The organism is Streptomyces sp. NBC_01622 (assembly GCF_045209635.1).
In the GTDB taxonomy this organism is placed as follows: Bacteria; Actinomycetota; Actinomycetes; order Streptomycetales; family Streptomycetaceae; genus Streptomyces.
In genome coordinates, this window is sequence record NZ_CP109293.1 from 7,827,264 (window position 1) to 7,844,987 (window position 17,724).

General features: G+C 69.1%; 18 protein-coding genes. 8 read left to right on the forward strand and 10 right to left on the reverse strand.

Features of this window, described 5'->3' with window-relative positions; translation table 11 throughout:
- Positions 1–25: 25 nt before the first annotated feature.
- The 4 genes from OH768_RS36200 to fasR all read right to left on the reverse strand — a co-directional run bounded on the left by OH768_RS36200 (position 26) and on the right by fasR (position 3,609).
- Complete coding sequence (locus OH768_RS36200; protein ID WP_019067091.1) at positions 26–274, reverse strand: acyl carrier protein; 249 nt, start codon at positions 272–274, stop codon at positions 26–28.
- Positions 275–355: 81 nt separating this feature from the next.
- The gene (locus OH768_RS36205; protein WP_406460146.1) at positions 356–1,351 is read right to left on the reverse strand and encodes a ketoacyl-ACP synthase III; all 996 of its coding nucleotides are present in this window, start codon (positions 1,349–1,351) and stop codon (positions 356–358) included.
- An 18-nt stretch (positions 1,352–1,369) separates the two neighbouring features.
- Entirely contained in the window at positions 1,370–2,314 is a 945-nt protein-coding gene (locus OH768_RS36210; protein WP_406460147.1) for an ACP S-malonyltransferase, read from the reverse strand.
- A gap of 89 nt (positions 2,315–2,403) precedes the next feature.
- Positions 2,404–3,609 (reverse strand): fatty acid biosynthesis transcriptional regulator FasR, encoded by a 1,206-nt coding sequence (fasR, locus tag OH768_RS36215; protein ID WP_359615352.1) that lies wholly within the window; start codon positions 3,607–3,609, stop codon positions 2,404–2,406.
- 277 nt (positions 3,610–3,886) lie between these two features.
- Here fasR and OH768_RS36220 point away from each other — a divergent pair, with 277 nt between their 5' ends.
- The gene (locus OH768_RS36220; RefSeq protein WP_406460148.1) at positions 3,887–4,540 is read left to right on the forward strand and encodes a pirin family protein; all 654 of its coding nucleotides are present in this window, start codon (positions 3,887–3,889) and stop codon (positions 4,538–4,540) included.
- Here OH768_RS36220 and OH768_RS36225 read toward each other — a convergent pair.
- A complete protein-coding gene (locus tag OH768_RS36225) occupies positions 4,537–5,370 on the reverse strand; it encodes a serine hydrolase domain-containing protein (protein WP_406460149.1) in 834 nt (277 codons plus the stop codon). The two genes, OH768_RS36220 and OH768_RS36225, sit on opposite strands and share 4 nt — an antisense overlap.
- 95 nt (positions 5,371–5,465) lie before the next feature.
- On the opposite strand from OH768_RS36225, the gene OH768_RS36230 reads away from it, so the two are divergent.
- Both OH768_RS36230 and OH768_RS36235 read left to right on the forward strand, forming a co-directional pair.
- Entirely contained in the window at positions 5,466–5,927 is a 462-nt protein-coding gene (locus tag OH768_RS36230) for a MerR family transcriptional regulator (protein WP_406460150.1), read from the forward strand.
- Complete coding sequence (locus OH768_RS36235; RefSeq protein ID WP_406460151.1) at positions 5,924–6,940, forward strand: aldo/keto reductase; 1,017 nt, start codon at positions 5,924–5,926, stop codon at positions 6,938–6,940. Before OH768_RS36230 ends, OH768_RS36235 begins: the two co-directional genes overlap by 4 nt.
- 6 nt (positions 6,941–6,946) lie before the next feature.
- Here the strand turns inward: OH768_RS36235 and OH768_RS36240 are convergent, their stop codons facing one another.
- The 3 genes from OH768_RS36240 to OH768_RS36250 form a co-directional block, all read right to left on the reverse strand.
- Positions 6,947–7,795 carry a DUF4429 domain-containing protein gene (locus OH768_RS36240; protein WP_406460152.1) on the reverse strand — a complete coding sequence of 283 codons (849 nt, stop codon included), beginning with the start codon at positions 7,793–7,795 and terminating at the stop codon, positions 6,947–6,949.
- Between the two features lie 58 nt (positions 7,796–7,853).
- Entirely contained in the window at positions 7,854–9,083 is a 1,230-nt protein-coding gene (locus OH768_RS36245) for an alpha/beta hydrolase (RefSeq protein WP_406460153.1), read from the reverse strand.
- 83 nt (positions 9,084–9,166) lie between these two features.
- Positions 9,167–9,802 (reverse strand): TetR family transcriptional regulator, encoded by a 636-nt coding sequence (locus OH768_RS36250; RefSeq protein ID WP_406460154.1) that lies wholly within the window; start codon positions 9,800–9,802, stop codon positions 9,167–9,169.
- 83 nt (positions 9,803–9,885) lie between these two features.
- On the opposite strand from OH768_RS36250, the gene OH768_RS36255 reads away from it, so the two are divergent.
- Entirely contained in the window at positions 9,886–11,505 is a 1,620-nt protein-coding gene (locus OH768_RS36255; RefSeq protein WP_406460155.1) for an MFS transporter, read from the forward strand.
- Between the two features lie 236 nt (positions 11,506–11,741).
- Positions 11,742–11,993, forward strand: coding sequence for a hypothetical protein (locus OH768_RS36260; protein ID WP_406460156.1), 252 nt, complete (start codon positions 11,742–11,744; stop codon positions 11,991–11,993).
- On the opposite strand, the gene OH768_RS36265 is transcribed toward OH768_RS36260, so the two are convergent.
- Positions 11,976–12,737 (reverse strand): potassium channel family protein, encoded by a 762-nt coding sequence (locus OH768_RS36265; RefSeq protein WP_406460157.1) that lies wholly within the window; start codon positions 12,735–12,737, stop codon positions 11,976–11,978. The genes OH768_RS36260 and OH768_RS36265 overlap by 18 nt on opposite strands.
- Positions 12,738–12,832: 95 nt before the next feature.
- Positions 12,833–15,565, reverse strand: a complete 2,733-nt coding sequence (gene aceE / locus OH768_RS36270; protein WP_406460158.1) for a pyruvate dehydrogenase (acetyl-transferring), homodimeric type — start codon at positions 15,563–15,565, stop codon at positions 12,833–12,835.
- 362 nt (positions 15,566–15,927) lie between these two features.
- Between aceE and OH768_RS36275 the strand changes: the two genes are divergently transcribed.
- The 3 genes from OH768_RS36275 to OH768_RS36285 all read left to right on the forward strand — a co-directional run bounded on the left by OH768_RS36275 (position 15,928) and on the right by OH768_RS36285 (position 17,654).
- A complete protein-coding gene (locus OH768_RS36275) occupies positions 15,928–16,365 on the forward strand; it encodes a DUF3052 domain-containing protein (RefSeq protein WP_019060358.1) in 438 nt (145 codons plus the stop codon).
- Between the two features lie 141 nt (positions 16,366–16,506).
- Positions 16,507–16,965 carry a peroxiredoxin gene (locus tag OH768_RS36280; RefSeq protein ID WP_406460159.1) on the forward strand — a complete coding sequence of 153 codons (459 nt, stop codon included), beginning with the start codon at positions 16,507–16,509 and terminating at the stop codon, positions 16,963–16,965.
- Positions 16,966–17,078: 113 nt separating this feature from the next.
- Positions 17,079–17,654, forward strand: coding sequence for a TerD family protein (locus tag OH768_RS36285; protein WP_019060360.1), 576 nt, complete (start codon positions 17,079–17,081; stop codon positions 17,652–17,654).
- The last annotated feature ends 70 nt before the right edge of the window (positions 17,655–17,724 follow it).

Consider the following 17,724-nt stretch of genomic DNA (forward strand, 5'->3'; position numbering starts at 1 on the left):
TGGTGGTCCGGGCCTAGGAAGTGGCTCAGCCCTGGTTCTTGAGGATGTAGTCGGTCGCGTCGCCGACCGTCTTGAGGTTCTTGACGTCCTCGTCGGGGATCTTGACGTCGAAGCGCTCTTCGGCGGCGACGACGACCTCGACCATGGACAGCGAGTCGACGTCCAGGTCGTCGGTGAAGGACTTGTCCAGCTGGACGTCCTCAACCGGGATGCCGGCGATCTCGTTCACGATGTCGGCGAGACCGGCGACGATCTCTTCCTGAGTGGCGGCCATGTCAGGCGCTCCTTCTTTGTGATCCAGAGGGTGTGGCGGTGCTTTCCGAGTCGGATCCGATGATGATCCGGCACGGAGTGCCTAGGGGAGGGTAACGACCGTCGCGGCGTACACGAGACCCGCCCCGAAGCCGATGACGAGCGCGGTGTCGCCGCTCTTCGCCTCGCCGGTCGCCAGAAGCCGCTCCATAGCGAGCGGAATCGAGGCGGCCGAGGTGTTGCCGGTGGTGCGTACGTCACGCGCGACCGTGACGTGCTCCGGCAGTTTCAGCGTCTTCACCATCGAGTCGATGATCCGCTCGTTGGCCTGGTGGGGAATGAAGACATCCAGGTCGTCCGGGGTGATCCCGGCCGCGTCCAGCGCCTGCTGGGCGACCTTCGCCATCTCGAACACGGCCCAGCGGAACACCGCCTGGCCCTCCTGCGTGATCGCAGGGAACTTGCCCGTGGAGTCGTACTCGTTCCACGGCACGGTCTGCTTGATGGTGTCGGACTTGTCACCCTCCGAACCCCACACGGTCGGGCCGATGTGCGGCTCCTTCGCGGGGCCCACCACGACCGCGCCCGCGCCGTCGCCGAACAGGAAGGCCGTCGCGCGGTCCTCCAGGTCGGTCAGGTCGGACAGCCGCTCCACGCCGATGACGAGGACGTACTCCGCGCTGCCCTCGACGACCATGCCCTTGGCGAGCGTCAGGCCGTAGCCGAAGCCCGCGCAGCCCGCCGAGATGTCGAACGCGGCGGCCTTGTTCGTGCCCAGCTTGTCGGCGATCTCCGTCGCCACGGCCGGGGTCTGCTTGAAGTGCGAGACCGTCGCCACGATCACGCCGCCGATCTGCTCGGCGGAGATCCCCGCGTCCGCGATCGCCTTGCCGGACGCCTCGATGGACATCGCGGCGACGGTCTCCTCGTCGTTCGCCCAGTGGCGGGTCTCGATACCGGAACGCGAGCGGATCCACTCGTCGGACGAGTCGATCGTCTCCAGGATCACCTCGTTCGGCACGACGCGGACCGGACGGTAACCGCCCACACCGAGGATGCGCGCGTACGGTGCGCCCTTGCTCGGCTTGATCTTCGACATGTTCGTACGGCTCCTTCTTCAGGCGTTGGCGCCCGCTGCGTCAGCAGCAGAACCGGCCGCAGCTGCGATGAGCTCGCGGGCCGCGTCGAGGTCGTCGGGGGTCTTCAGGGCCAGCGTCTGCACGCCGGGCAGGGCGCGCTTGGCGAGGCCGGTCAGAGTGCCGCCGGGGCACACCTCAAGGAGCGCGGTGACGCCGAGCTCCTTGAAGGTCTCCATGCACAGATCCCAGCGGACCGGGTTGGCGACCTGGCCGACGAGGCGGTCCAGCACCTCGGTGCCGGTGGCGACCGCCTTGCCGTCCTTGTTCGAGACGTACGTCAACTTCGGGTCGGCGGGCGTCAGTTCACGCGCGGCCTCGGCGAGCGCGTCGACCGCCGGGCCCATGTGCTCGGTGTGGAACGCGCCGGCCACCTTCAGTGCCACGACCCGGCGCACCCCCTCGGGCTTGTCGGCCTCCAGGGCGGCGAGCTGCTCCAGCGTGCCGGCGGCCACGATCTGGCCCGCGCCGTTCACGTTGGCCGGGGTCAGTCCCAGCTTCTTCAGGTGCGCGACCGTGGTGTCCGGGTCCCCGCCGAGCAGCGCGGCCATCCCGGTCTCGGTGATCGCGGCGGCCTCGGCCATCGCCAGACCGCGCTTGCGTACGAGGGTCAGGGCGGCCGTGTCGTCGAGGACACCGGCGAACACGGCGGCGGTGATCTCGCCGACGCTGTGACCGGCGACGGCGTTCGGGGACACCTCGCCGAGAGCCGTCGCGGAGACCAGTCCGGCGGCGACCAGCAGCGGCTGGGCGACGGCGGTGTCACGGATCTCGTCCGCGTCGGCCTTCGTGCCGTAGTGCACCAGGTCGAGGTCGATGGCGGTCGAGAGGGCACGCAGACGGTCCTCGACACCGGGGAGGTCGAGCCAGGGGGTCAGGAAGCCGGGCGTCTGGGCGCCCTGGCCGGGAGCGACGAGTACGAGCACTCTCACACTCTCTCTTGGGGACGGGCACGACCGCCCGTGGGGACAGGGACGAAGAACACGAGGGGGTTTTGTGGGGCCCCGACAAAAACCTAGGTCTGGAGATCTCCATCGGCCAGACGCCCCAGGATCAGCGCGATCCGCAGCGTGAACGCGGAGCGTACATCGGACGGCGACCAGCCGGTGACGTCAGTCACACGTCGAAGCCGGTAGCGCACGGTGTTGGGATGGACGAACAGCATGCGCGCCGCGCCTTCGAGACTACTCGCCTGCTCCAGGTAGACGCTGAGCGTCTCCAGGAGCGCGGACCCGGCCTCCTCCAGTGGTCTGTAGATCTCCTCCACCAACTGGTCGCGCGCACTGGGGTCACCCGCCATCGCGCGTTCCGGAAGCAGGTCGTCCGCCAGCACCGGGCGCGGTGCGTCCTGCCAGGCGGAGCAGGCCTTGAGCCCGGCCGCGGCGGCCTGCGCGGACCGGGTCGCGGCCAGCAGATCCGGCACGATCGGCCCGGCCACGACAGGTCCGGCCGCATACGGGCCGATCAGCGACTTGGCGACCGCGAGGGGGTTGTCGCTGCCGCCCGCGATGACCACGAGCCGGTCGCCGAGCACCCCGGTCAGCACCTGGAGCTTGGCGTGCCGGGCGGCCCGCCTGATCGCCTCCACGGTCAGCTCGCTGTCACCGTCGGGCGCGGTACCCAGCACCACGCACACATGCTCGGGCGAGTTCCACCCGAGCGCGGCGGCCCGGGAGACGGCTCCTTCGTCGGCCTCCCCGCTCAGCACGGCGTTCACGACCAGCGACTCCAGCCGTGCGTCCCACGCGCCGCGTGCCTCGGCGGCCTGCGCGTACACCTGGGCGGTCGCGAAGGCGATCTCACGGGCGTACACGAGCAGCGCCTCGCGGAGGATGGATTCGTCGCCGGGGGCCGCCACCTCGTCGATCGCGGACTCCATGACCTCGATCGTCGTACGCACCATCTCCACGGTCTGGCGGAGCGTGATGGCCCGGGTCAGCTCGCGTGGCGCCGTACCGAAGACGTCGGTGGAGATGGCCTGGGGCGCGTCGGGATGCCGGAACCACTCGGTGAACGCGGCGATACCGGCCTGCGCGACCAGCCCGATCCAGGAACGGTTCTCCGGGGGCATCGCCCGGTACCACGGCAGCGACTCGTCCATGCGCGCGATGGCCTGGGCGGCGAGACTCCCGGACGACTGCTCCAGCCGCTTGAGGGTTGCCGGGTGCGAGTGGGCGCGGGGCGGGGGGCCTGCGGGTTTGGTGGTTTCGGGTTCGGGCACGGAACAAGACTGCCTTATCCGGTGTGGCTTGGTTGCTTGCGGGGCGGGGAGGTGGGGCGGTGTTGGGTAGGCGCCGTCGCGCGCACCTCTTTTGGTTCGGTCGCCTTCGGGGCGCTTCAAGCCGGTGTCGAGAGCCCCACCGTGCTCAGCCCTTCGGGCCTCCGCGCGCTGGGGCTCTCGACACCGGCGCGCCCCTACGGCTCCCTCTCGGCCGGCGCGTGGGGACAGCGGGAGTTGGTGGGCCCTTGCCGTTGGCGCGACTACCGTGGTGGGTGTGATGGACGTACGGCGTGCAGTCGAGCGGTACTCAGGGGGGGACCCGCAGGCCGGGATCCAGTCGTGGCACGCCTTTTCCTTCGGGCCGCACTACGACCCCGACAACCTCCGGTTCGGTGCGGTCATCGCCTGCAACGAGGAGCGGCTCGCCCCGGGCGCCGGGTTCGGCGAACACCCGCACAGCCACACCGAGATCGTCACCTGGGTCGTCGAGGGGGAGCTCAGCCACCGCGACTCCACCGGCCACCTCAGCCGCGTCCGCCCCGGTGACGTGCAGCGCCTCAGTTCGGCGGCCGGGGTGCGGCACGTCGAGCGCAACGACAGTGACTCGCCCCTGACCTTCGTGCAGATGTGGCTGGCACCGCTGGAGCCCGGTGGCGAACCGTCGTACGAGATCGTCCACGGCATCGCCGACTCCACCCCGTACGCGGTGCCGGAGGCCGGCGCGATGCTGCATGTGCGGCGGCTGGTCCCGGGCGAGCGGACGGCCGTACCGGACGCGGTGCATGTGTATGTGCATGTGGTGCGGGGTGAAGTGCGGCTCGGGGGAGAGGAGTTGGGGCCCGGGGACGCCGCCCGGATCACGGATGCGCGGGATCTGGTGGTGGAGGCGGCGGCGACCGGGGCTGAGCTGCTGATGTGGGAGATGCTTTAAGGGGTGGGGAGTTCGGCGAGTTCGGCGAGTACCGCGTCCGTGAACACCGGCCAGGCGTCGACCGCCCAGGCTCCGAACGCGTGGTCCGTCAGTGCCACGCAGGCCGCGCCCGCCGTCGGGTCCACCCACAGGAACGTACCGGACTGGCCGAAGTGGCCGAAGGTGCGCGGGGAGGACGAACTGCCCGTCCAGTGGGGGGACTTGGAGTCGCGGATCTCGAAGCCGAGGCCCCAGTCGTTGGGGTTCTGGTGGCCGTAGCCCCGCAACACGCCCTTCGTGCCCGGATATTGGACCGTCATCGCCTCGGCGACCGTCCGGGGGTCCAGGAGGCGTGGTGCCTGGAGTTCGGCGGCGAAGAGGAGGAGGTCGTCGACGGTCGATACGCCGTCCTTCGCCGGGGAGCCGTCGAGGGTTGTTGAGCTCATTCCCAGGGGGGCCAGGACCGCCTGGTGTAGGTACTCGGCGAACTCGATCTCCGTCGCCTTCGCGATGTGGTCGCCGAGCTGCTCGAAGCCCGCGTTCGAGTACAGGCGGCGCTGTCCGGGGGGTACCGTCACGCGGTGTTCGTCGAAGGCCAGGCCCGAGGTGTGGGCGAGGAGATGGCGGACGGTGGAGCCGGGCGGGCCCGCCGGTTCGTCCAGCTCGATGGCGCCCTCCTCGTACGCGACGAGGGCGGCGTAGGCCGCGAGGGGCTTGGTGACCGAGGCGAGCGGGAAGCGGTGGGCGGTCGGGCCGCGGGTCCCGAGGACGGTTCCGTCGGCTCGTACGACACCTGCCGCCGCGGTCGGCACCGGCCAGTTCTCGATCAACGCGAGGCTCTGCAAGGACATGGCGTCGAGCCTAAGCGCTCGGTCTCGGCCGTCCCGCCGATTTCTTACCGGTTCCGCTTGCTTCGAGTGCACTCCAAGGCCATAGCGTGGTGGTCATGACGGTGATGGAGACCACGGGTGCCAGGACCGACAGCTGCGGAGGCCCGCCGCAGACCGAGCGGCGTCCCGACGGCGCGGACAGTTACACGATAAGCGAGGTCGTCGCGTTCACCGGCCTGACGGCTCACACCCTGCGCTGGTACGAGCGCATCGGACTGATGCAGCACATCGACCGCTCGCACACCGGCCAGCGCCGCTACAGCAACCGCGACCTCGACTGGCTCGACCTCGTCGGCAAGCTCCGCCTGACCGGCATGCCGGTCGCCGACATGGTCCGCTACGCCGAGCTGGTGCGCGAGGGCGACCACACTTACGGCGACCGCTTCGACCTCCTCGAAGCCACCCGCCGGGACGTCCTGGCCAGGATCGCCGAACTGCACGACACCCTCGCCGTACTCGACCGGAAGATCGCCTTCTACGGCGAGGCCCACGCCTACGAGAAGGAGAAGGCAGGATGACCGACACCACGATCCCGACCGCGCGGCTCGGCGCGGACGGCCCCGAGGTCGGCGTCCAGGGCCTCGGCTGCATGGGCATGAGTTTCGCCTACGGTCCCCCCGACGCGAAGGAGTCGCTGGCCACCCTGGACCGGGCGCTGGAGCTCGGCGTGACCTTCTACGACACGGCGGACGTGTACGGGGCCGGGGAGAACGAGCGGTTCCTGTCGCCGTTCTTCAAGGCGCATCGCGACGAGGTCGTCGTCGCCACCAAGTTCGCCATGTCGATCCCGCCCGGCGAGCCCACCCGGCGGGTCATCCGCAACGACCGGCCCTACATCCGCCAGGCCGTCGAGGCGAGCCTGCGACGTCTCGACATCGACGTCATCGACCTCTACTACATGCACCGCCGCGACCCGGACGTCCCCATCGAGGAGACCGTCGGCGCGATGGCGGAACTGGTGCGCGAGGGCAAGGTCAGGCATCTCGGGCTGAGCGAGGTCACGGGAGCGGAGCTGCGCGCCGCGCACACCGTGCACCCGATCGCCGCCGTGCAGTCGGAGTGGTCGCTGTTCAGCCGGGACGTCGAGATCAGCCTGGTCGGGGCGGCCGTCGAACTCGGCTCGGCCGTCGTGCCGTACTCGCCGCTCGGCCGCGGCTTCCTCACCGGCTCCTTCGCCAACGCCGAACAGGACCTGACGGAGGGCGACTTCCGCCGGCACCAGCCCCGCTTCACCGGCGAGAACGCGGCGGCCAACGCGGGCCTCCTGGAACCCGTCCGCACGGTCGCCGAGGCCCACGGCGCCTCCCTCGGCCAGATCGCCCTGGCCTGGGCCCAGCAGCGGGCCCAGGTCCACGGCCTCCCGGTGATCCCGATCCCCGGCACCACCAAGCGCACGCGGGTGGAGGAGAACACGGCGGCGACGCGGATCGTCCTCACGGACGACGAGCTGAGTCTGCTGGAGCCGATCGCCGGCAAGGTGGCGGGGGACCGCTACGCGGACATGGCCTTCGCATCGACGAGCAGGGAGTAGGGGTTCTTACAGTTCCGCGAGGAGTTCCGCCTTCTTCACGGTGAACTCCTCGTCCGTCACCAGCCCCGCCTGATGCAACTCCCCGAGGTGCCGGATCCGCTCGGCGATGTCCGCCGGGTCACGCCGAGCAGCCGGTATCACGGCCGTAGGCCGGGCGGACCGCACCGCTGAGAGGACCGCTGCCGCGAACGGCAGCGACTCGTGCACCGGTCCGTACCCGAGCCCGAACACCACGGCCGCCGGGTCCTGATCCACCGGCACAGGCGGCGCGGCCCCCCGCAGCAGCCGTAGATGCCCCTCGAAGACCTCGGGGGAGCGCCACTCGACGCCGTTGAGGTCGGCGACCGGGAAGGTCTGGTCGCCGGCCTTCCACTTCGCGGACGAGGCGCCCGTCCAGAACCAGCGGAAGGACACCGTCTTTCCGTCGAAGGTCGCCTTTCCGTCGTATGCCTTGAAGCGCAGCGGCACTTCGGGCGCGGCCACCAGGAACCGTTCGGCCGGCCCGCGGTCGCGTTTCAGGTGTGCGCGCAGCTCGTCGGCGTAGTACTCGGCGAGGGTCTCGCGCTCGGCCGGCAGCACCAGTTGACAGGGGTCGCTGCCCTCCTTGAGCTGGCCGGCCGCCGCCTCCATGAGGGGGTCGGCGCCGGGGCGCGGCACGATGCGCAGGACGACGGTGCCGCGTCTGCCGGGGGCGAGTGTCACGGTGTCGATCGCGTCGAAGGGGATCAGGCGTTCACCGAGTGTCTGGAACAGCTTGGGTGTCCGAATGCCCCGCTCGTAGCGGATACGCACGAAGTCGGACTCGAACTCCCAAGCGGCATGAAATCCGGCCAGTACGTCACCCATGCGGCTCATCGTAGGCGGCACACACTCCTCCGTCCCATCCCCGCGCAGACCGCAGTTCCTGCTGTTTCTACGCGCGTCCGGCCGCCGTGGCGTCGGACAGACCCTGTCGGCAGGTGTCGGTGTCGTGTGCGCACGACACCGCGTCGTACGCGCCCACACCGATGTCGGCGAAATTGGCGAGGCTGTCGGTGCCCGACGCGAAGTAGCCGGTGTGACCCTTGGCGTCCTTCGCGGCCAGCACCCGCGCGCCGAACACGTTGGACACCGGGTCCTCGCCGTGGCCGAGACCGCCGACCTCCATGTACGGCACGTCCTGGATCCAGTCGTCGGCGTCCCGCATCGCCCACACCCGGGCGAGGGTGTGCAGGTGGGAGGCGTTCGAGGCGCGCATACCGGGGCTGCCGGCCACCGCGATGTCGGTCACCCGGGGCGGCAGTTCGTGCGCGGCGACCCCGCACACCACAGAGCCGTAGCTGTGGCAGAAGAGGGCGATCTGCGAGGAGCCGGGCAGCGCGCGCACCAGCGCGTTCAGCCGTACGGCACCGGCTTCGGCGCGTCCGGCGGTGGCCGAGTCGATGCCGAGGCCGCCGGGCGCGGTGTAGTCGGCCCAGGCGATGACGGCCGTGCGCGTGCCGGTGTCGGTCGCGGACCTCGCCGTGTTCTCGGCGGCGTACAGGTTCTGCGCCATGCCGACCGGCGCCGAGTAGCTCTTGTTCGTCTTCTGGAAGGTCAGCAGGTCGGTGTCGACACCGGGGACGATGATCGAGACGCGCTGCGCGGTGTCCAGGTCGCCGAAGACCTCGGCGATGCGGCCCGAGCCCTCGGGGTCGAAGGCCAGGATGTGGTGGTTCCCGCTCATCAGCGCCTCGAAGCGGTGCATGAGGCGGCCCGCCTCCTGCTTGCCGTAGGGCGTGAGGCGGCTGTCGTGCATGCGCTTTTTCTCGACCTTGCGGGCCTGGTCGAGGGCGATGTGGTTGGCGCGGTAGCGCAGCTGGACCGGGGCGCCGTTCATGTTGCCGACCGCGAGGGGATAGCGGTGCGCGAGGCGCGTGCGCTGCTGTGCGGTGAGCGAGGCGAAGAAGCGGGCCAGCCGGGTCGGGGAGGCGTCCGGGTCGGGCAGCTCGCGCCCGTTTATGTGGCCGTGCTCCCATGCGGAGAGGGAGGCCTGGAGCGCCGTTTTCCCGGGATGGCTGCGCACCGCGGTCCAGCCGGTGGTCGCCAGCATCACGAACACCACGGCCAGCGCGAGCAGCGCGCGCCAGGCGTTCAGCGTGGGGGAGGAGTCGAAGGAAGTCACTGGGAGGACACACTAGGAGAACGAGAGGGTCTCGCGTTAACCGAGTGATGGGGATCACGTTTCAGCGGTACGTGATGAGGAACTCAATACGACTCGCTCGCGCGCCAGTTCCCCGCGAGCGCCGGGCCCACCCCGTCGAGGTAGGCGGCGGTCAGCTCCCGCATCGCCTCGATGCTCAGGTCGTCCCCCGCGATCCAGGTCCGCTCCACCACCCGCATCGCGCCGCCGAACACGGCCACCACCAACCGGGGGCGATGGTCCGTGTCCACGTCGAGCTCCTCGCGTACGGCGATGATCTGCGCGAGTTCCTCCTCCAGCTCCATCGAGCGCCGCAGATGCGCGGCGAGCAGCGCGGGCGTCGACTCGATGACCCGGTAGGTGCGCATGTGCAGTTCCAGCGGTACGACCTGCTGGATCGCCTCGTTGATGGTGTCCCAGCTCTCCAGCACGGCCCGGCGCAGCGCCTCCAGCGGGGCCTCGTGCGGCGGGCGGGCGCGGACGGCTTCGACGAAGTGCGTCTCGGTGAGCCGGGGCACGAAGAACACGGCCTCCTCCTTGCTCGCGAAGTAGCGGAAGAAGGTGCGCTGCGAGACGTCGACGGCCTCGGCGATCTCGTCGACGGTGGTCTGTTCGTAGCCCTTGGCCGTGAACAGTTCGAGGGCGGCACGCAGCAGCGCGTCCCGCGTACGGGCCTTCTTGCGCTCGCGCAATGTCTCCATGCCGTTCTCCTCGCGATTGTTGACAGCCGCCGACATCTGAACCTGTTTGTCAACTGTCAGCGGCTGACACTAGCCTCGAACGCATGACTAGTCAGACCACCATCAGCGCGACGGGGCCGGGGGACAAGGCAGCAGCCGCCCCGTCCGACCCGACGCCCTCCACGGGGCTGCGCGGCCACCCGTGGTTCACCCTCATAACCGTCGCCGTCGGCGTCATGATGGTGGCCCTCGACGGCACCATCGTCGCCATTGCCAACCCGGCCATCCAGAAGGACCTCGGCGCCAGCTTCGCCGACGTCCAGTGGATCACCAACGGCTACTTCCTCGCCCTCGCGGTCTCCCTCATCACCGCCGGCAAGCTCGGCGACCGCTTCGGCCACCGCCAGACCTTCCTGATCGGCGTCACCGGCTTCGCCGCCGCTTCCGGTGCCATCGGGCTCTCCCACAGCATCGCGTTCGTCGTCACCTTCCGCGTGCTCCAGGGCCTCTTCGGCGCGCTGCTGATGCCGGCCGCGCTCGGCCTGCTGCGGGCCACCTTCCCGGCCGAGAAGCTCAACATGGCCATCGGCCTGTGGGGCATGGTCATCGGCGCCTCCACCGCGGGCGGCCCGATCCTCGGCGGCGTCCTCGTCGAGCACGTCAACTGGCAGTCGGTGTTCTTCATCAACGTGCCGGTCGGCGCCATCGCGCTCGTCCTCGGCCTGCTGATCCTGCGCGACCACCGCGCCAAGAACGCGCCGCGCTCCTTTGACATCCTCGGCATCGCGCTGCTCTCCGGCGCGATGTTCTGCCTCGTCTGGGCCCTCATCAAGGCTCCCACCTGGGGCTGGGGTGCCAGCCTGACCTGGACATTCCTCGCCGTGTCCGTGCTCGGCTTCGCCCTGTTCGCCTTCTGGGAGCAGCGGGTGAAGGAACCCCTGATCCCGCTGGGCCTGTTCCGCTCGGTCCCGCTGTCCGCGGGCGTCGTGCTGATGGTCCTGATGGCGATCGCCTTCATGGGCGGCCTGTTCTTCGTGACGTTCTATCTGCAGAACGTGCACGGTATGAGCCCCATCGACGCCGGTCTCCACCTCCTCCCACTCACCGGGATGATGATCGTCGGCTCCCCGCTGGCCGGCGCCGCGATCACCAAGCTCGGCCCGCGCATCCCGCTGGCCGGCGGCATGGCGGCCACCGCGATCGCCATGTACGGCATGTCCACCCTGGAGTCGGACACCAGCAGCCCCGTCATGTCCATCTGGTTCGCCCTGCTGGGCCTCGGTCTCGCCCCGGTGATGGTCGGCGCCACCGAGGTCATCGTGGGCAACGCGCCCATGGAGCTCTCCGGTGTCGCCGGCGGTCTCCAGCAGGCCGCGATGCAGATCGGCGGCAGCCTCGGTACGGCCGTCCTCGGCGCGGTGATGGCTTCCCGCGTCGACAGCGACCTGCCCGGCAACTGGACCGGCGCGGGCCTGCCCAAGCTCACCCAGCCCCAGTTGGACGCGGCCTCCGAAGCGGTCCAGGTCGGTGTCGCCCCGGTCGCCAAGGGCACCCCGGAGGCGATCGCCGCGAAGATCACGACGGTCGCCCACGACACGTTCATCTCCGGCATGAGCCTGGCCTGCCTGGTCGCCGCCGGCGTGGCGGTGGTCGCGGTGTTCGTCGCCCTGCTGACCAAGCGCGGCGAGAACGCGGAGGCGGGCGCCGGAGCCGCTCACATCTGACGGCACATCTAACCCTGATTCAGGGCGAGTTCGCCTATCAGGGTGACTGCGCTAAAGATTCCTGGCGTTCGGTACGCGCCGCAGGTCACAGTAAGTCAAGTCCTCCGCAGGGCAGGGGGGACGGGGTGGTCTGCGGCGCGCTGCCGGAGGGGGGCAGCGCGCAGGCAGGCTTTTTTCATGCGTACGGGGGTAGCCGTCGTAGTACGGAACTGGCGTGGACATCCAGGGAGTTGACGATGACGGGCTCAGGACGCGGAACACGCATCGGGTCGGACCGAGCGACCCTCGCCATCGTCGGACTGGTCTGCGCGATCGCGGGCTTCTTCCTGGCGGGGAACCTGGGGATCGTCCTCGGCCCGATCGCGGTGATCTGCGGCTGGCTGGCCATGGGCCGCAGGTGGGCGGGCTCACGCCGGGTGATGGCCCTGGTGGCCCTGGTCCTGGGCGCGATAGACACGGTGGCGGCGGTTCTATGGACGTTCTTCTGAACCGGGGCCGACCAGGCTCGGCACCCCCGACAGTGCCGCCACCTCCGCCCGCAGCGCCCGCACCTCCTCCGTGAGCGCCTCGATGGCCTCGGTCTGCCGGCGCTCCTCCACGTCGTCCTTCTCGAACCGGGCGATGAACCAGGTGGCGATGTTCGCGGTGACGACACCGAGCAGCGCGATCCCGGACAGCATCAGCCCGACGGCGATCATCCGCCCCAGCCCGGTGGTCGGCGCGTGATCCCCGTACCCCACCGTCGTCATGGTCGTGAACGACCACCACACGGCGTCACCCAGCGTCCGGATGTTCCCGTTGGGGGAGTCCCGCTCCACGGACAGCACCGCGAGCGAGCCGAACATCAGCAGCCCGACCACCGCGCCGGCGACATACGTCGTCAGCTGGATCTGCGAGGCCATCCGGGCCCGCCGCCCGACGAGTATCAGCGTCGACACCATGCGCAGCAGCCGCAGCGGCTGGAGTATCGGCAGCACGACCGCGCACAGGTCCATCCAGTGCGTCCGCACGAACCGCCGCCGGTCCCGGGACATCGCGAGCCGCATCAGATAGTCGGCGGCGAACGCCGCCCACACCACCCACTCGACGGCCGTGCACACCGCCGTCAGCGAATGACCGGCGGTGGTGTCCACGATCGGCACGGCATAGGCCAGGGCAAACGCAACGGCGAGCGCCAGCAACGGCCGCTGAGTCCGCTGCTCCCAACGGGCTTGCGCCGATTGTTGCTTCATGCCCGCATGTTAGGGGGATGGGCAGCCCCGAAGGGGCGCCCATCAGGGGCGCGGGGAACTGCGCGACCAGCCCCCACGCACCCGCAGCCGACGAACTACGCATCTCCTCCAGCAGCCCCAGGATCAGCCGAGGCAACATCCAGCAACTGATACCGATCGATCGCCTGCTTCAGCACAGACCGATCGACCTTCCCCTCCCGGGCCAACTCCGTCAGCACAGCCACCACGATCGACTCCGCGTCGATGTGGAAGAAACGCCGAGCGGCCCCCCGAGTGTCAGCGAACCCGAACCCGTCCGCCCCCAGGGACTGGTACGTCCCCGGCACCCACCGCGAGATCTGATCAGGAACCGACCGCATCCAGTCGGAAACCGCCACGAACGGCCCCTCCGCCCCGCTCAACTTCCGCGTGACATAAGGAACCTGCTGCTCCTCCTCGGGATGCAGCAGATTGTGCCGCTCCACCTCGACCGCCTCGCGCCGCAGCTCGTTCCAGGAGGTCGCCGACCAGACGTCGGCCCGTACGTTCCAGTCCTCCGCGAGGATCCGCTGCGCCTCGATCGCCCACGGCACCGCCACACCGGACGCCATGATCTGCGCCGGAACCGTGCCCGAGGCGCCCTGGCTGATCCGGTGAACACCCTTGAGGATGCCCTCGACGTCGACGTCCGCCGGCTCGGCCGGGTGCTGGATCGGCTCGTTGTAGACGGTGAGGTAGTAGAAGACGTCCTCACTGTCCGGCCCGTACATCCGCCGCAGCCCGTCCTGCACGATGTACGCGATCTCGTACGAGTACGCCGGGTCGTAGGCGACACAGCCCGGGTTGGTGGAGGCCAGCAACTGCGAGTGTCCGTCCGCGTGTTGCAGACCCTCACCGGTCAGAGTCGTACGCCCGGCGGTCGCGCCCAGTACAAAACCGCGCGCCAACTGGTCGGCCATCTGCCAGAACTGGTCACCGGTGCGCTGGAAACCGAACATCGAGTAGAAGACGTAGACCGGGATGAGCGGCTCGCCGTGCGTGGCGTACGCCGAACCCGCCGCGATCAGCGAAGCGGTGCAGCCCGCCTCCGAGATGCCGTCGTGCAGCATCTGCCCGGTCGGCGACTCCTTGTACGCGAGCAGCAGATCGCGGTCCACCGACTCGTACTGCTGGCCCAGCGGGTTGTAGATCTTCGCGCTCGGGAAGAACGAGTCCATGCCGAACGTGCGGTACTCGTCCGGCGCGATCAGCACGAACCGCTTGCCGATCTCCTTGTCCCGCATGAGGTCCTTGAGCAGCCGTACGAACGCCATCGTAGTGGCGATCGACTGCTGGCCGGAGCCCTTCTTCACGCTCGCGTACGTCTTGTCCTCGGGGAGGGCAAGCGGCTTGGAGCGCACGACGCGGGTCGGGACGTAGCCGCCCAGCGCGTTGCGCCGGTCGTGCATGTACTGGATCTCCTCCGAGTTCCGGCCCGGGTGGTAGTACGGCGGCGCGCCGGACTCCAGCTCCTGGTCGGTGATCGGGAGGTGCAGCCGGTCGCGGAAGCCCTTGAGGTCGGCGACCGTCAGCTTCTTCATCTGGTGCGTGGCGTTGCGGCCCTCGAAGTTGGGGCCCAGCGTCCAGCCCTTGACCGTCTGCGCGAGCACGACCGTCGGCTGGCCCTTGTGCTCCTTGGCCGCCTCGAAGGCGGCGAACACCTTCCGGTGGTCGTGGCCGCCGCGCCCCAGGTGCAGGATCTGGTCGTCGGTCATGTTCTCGACCATCGCGCGCAGCCGGTGGTCGTGCCCGAAGAAGTGCTCGCGGATGTACGCGCCGGTCTCCGTGGCGTACGTCTGGAACTGGCCGTCCGGCGTGGTGTTGAGCTGGTTGACCAGCACACCGTCGCGGTCCTGGGCCAGCAGCGGGTCCCAGGTGCGGTCCCAGACCAGCTTGATGACGTTCCAGCCGGCGCCCCGGAACTGCGACTCCAGCTCCTGGATGATCTTGCCGTTGCCGCGCACCGGGCCGTCGAGCCGCTGGAGGTTGCAGTTGACGACGAAGGTCAGGTTGTCCAGGCCCTCGCGCGCGGCGATCGACAGCTGGCCGAGCGACTCCGGCTCGTCCATCTCGCCGTCACCGAGGAACGCCCACACGTGTGACCTGGAGGTGTCCGCGATCCCGCGCGCCTCCATGTAGCGGTTCATCCGCGCCTGGAAGATCGCGCCGAGCGGGCCGAGGCCCATGGACACGGTCGGGAACTCCCAGAAGTCCGGCATCGACCGCGGGTGCGGATACGAGGACAGCCCGTACGGCGCCTTCGACTTCTCCTGGCGGAACGCGTCCAGCTGCTGCTCGCTGAGCCGGTCCAGGAGGAACGCGCGGGCGTAGATGCCCGGCGAGGCGTGCCCCTGGAAGAAGATCTGGTCGCCGCCGTCGCCCTGGTCCTTGCCCCGGAAGAAGTGGTTGAAGCCCACGTCGTAGAGCGAGGCGGAGGAGGCGAAGGTGGCGATGTGGCCGCCGACCCCGATACCGGGACGCTGGGCCCTGGACACCATCACGGCCGCGTTCCAGCGGGTGGCGTTGAGGATCTTGCGCTCGATCTCCTCGTTGCCGGGGAAGAACGGCTCGTCCTTGGTGGCGATGGTGTTGACGTAGTCCGTGCTGCGCATCTCGGGCACGGCCACGCGCTTCTCGCGGGCCCGCTCGATCAGCCGGAGCATCAGATAGCGGGCCCGCTCACGGCCGCGCTGGTCCACGGCGGCGTCGAGCGAGTCGAGCCACTCCTGGGTCTCTTCGGGATCGAAGTCAGGAACCTGACTCGGAAGGCCGCCAATGATGATCGGATTGCGATCGGATCCGGAAGCCACGCTGTTCCTTACCTGTCAGAGGGAGCTGGGTGAGGGGGCTGCACCGTTCCCCATGGTCTACCGCGGGGCGGCAATCGTCATCTCTACCGTGAGGTAACCGTGACTCGTTTAGCAAAGTCATTCGAGTCGCGTACCCTCGGAGGGTTCTCAAACGTGCAAACCGGGCAGAACGCTGTGGTGTACGTCACCAGCGGCCGCGATAGCGTGCCTGGAGTTGCGGCGACACGGCCAGGATCGTCACCGTTTCGGCGTTCCGAATCGCCGGGTACTTGCGCGATCCGGTCCGTCCGTGTGGACTACGGCCAATGCTTCGCGCACGCGCGATGCTGGACATTCATCAAGACATGATCAGGAGGCAACCCGTGAGCGCGACCGCGGACCACGCGGAGGAGCGGACGAACCCTGCCGTCAGGCTGGGGTTCCAGCCCGAGCAGGTGGTCCAGGAGATCGGCTACGACGACGACGTAGACCAGGAACTCCGCGAGGCCATTGAAGAAGTCATCGGCAGCGACCTGGTGGACGAGGACTACGACGACGTCGCCGATGCCGTGGTGCTGTGGTTCCGCGACGAGGACGGCGACCTGACCGACGTGCTGGTGGACGCCATCTCGTACGTCGAGGAGGGCGGCTCCATCCTGCTGCTGACGCCGAAGACCGGCCGTGACGGCTACGTCGAGCCGAGCGACATCTCGGAAGCCGCCACGACCGCGGGCCTTTCCGCCGCCAAGAGCGTCAGCGTGGGCAAGGACTGGAGTGGCAGCCGGCTGGTGACGCCCAAGGCGGCCAAGTCCAAGAGGTAGTCCACGGAGGTACCTCGATCGTCGAACCCCGGACGGGCTGGCCACGCCAGCCCGTCCGTCCGCATGCCGTGATCGCTGCGTAGGGTGGTGGGCCCAGGGTGGTCTCACCCGAACAGCCCCACCGAAGGGATGCAGGACGAGATGGCGATCCAGGTCGGCGACAAGGCCCCCGATTTCGAGCTCAAGGACAACCACGGCGCCACCGTGAAGCTCTCCGACTTCCGCGGCGACAAGAACGTGGTGCTGCTCTTCTACCCCTTCGCCTTCACCGGCGTCTGCACCGGCGAACTGTGCTCCCTGCGCGACAACCTGCCGCAGTTCACCGACCGCGACACCCAACTCCTCGCGGTCTCCAACGACTCCATCCACACCCTGCGCGTCTTCGCCGAGCAGGAGGGCCTGGAGTACCCGCTGCTCTCCGACTTCTGGCCGCACGGCAACACTTCGCGCGCGTACGGCGTCTTCGACGAGGACAAGGGGTGCGCGCTGCGCGGCACCTTCATCATCGACAAGGAGGGCGTCGTGCGCTGGACGATCGTCAACGGTCTCCCGGACGCGCGGGACCTGGGCGAGTACGTGAAGGCGCTCGACACCCTGTGATTGTTAGGTTCCAGGGCCTGCGAGGGTCGGGAACCCGTCACTAGGATCGAGACGTTGATCCGATACCGACGCACTACGGGGCATCCCCGCCCCTGGACACCAATGGAGGACTCGTGGGAGTCAGCCTCAGCAAGGGCGGCAACGTTTCACTGACCAAGGAGGCCCCGGGCCTGACCGCGGTCATCGTCGGTCTGGGGTGGGACGTCCGCACCACCACCGGTACCGACTTCGACCTCGACGCCAGCGCACTGCTGCTGAACAGCGCGGGCAAGGTCGCGAGCGACGCCAACTTCGTCTTCTTCAACAACCTCAAGAGCCCGGACGGCTCCGTCGAGCACACCGGTGACAACACCACCGGTGAGGGCGAGGGCGACGACGAGGCGATCAAGGTCAACCTGGCGGCGGTCCCGGCCGACGTCGACAAGATCACCTTCCCGGTCTCGATCTACGACGCCGAGAACCGCCAGCAGTCCTTCGGCCAGGTCCGCAACGCGTTCATCCGCGTGGTGAACCAGGCAGGCGGCGCCGAGATCGCCCGCTACGACCTCTCCGAGGACGCCTCGACCGAGACGGCCATGGTCTTCGGCGAGCTGTACCGCAACGGCGCGGAGTGGAAGTTCCGCGCCATCGGCCAGGGCTACGCCTCGGGCCTGCGCGGCATCGCCCAGGACTTCGGCGTCAACGTCTGACGTCCCCAGGCTTCACCCCTAGGCGCCGCACGGTTTGCGTGCGGCGCCTGGGGGTCCCCCTCTGGGGGAG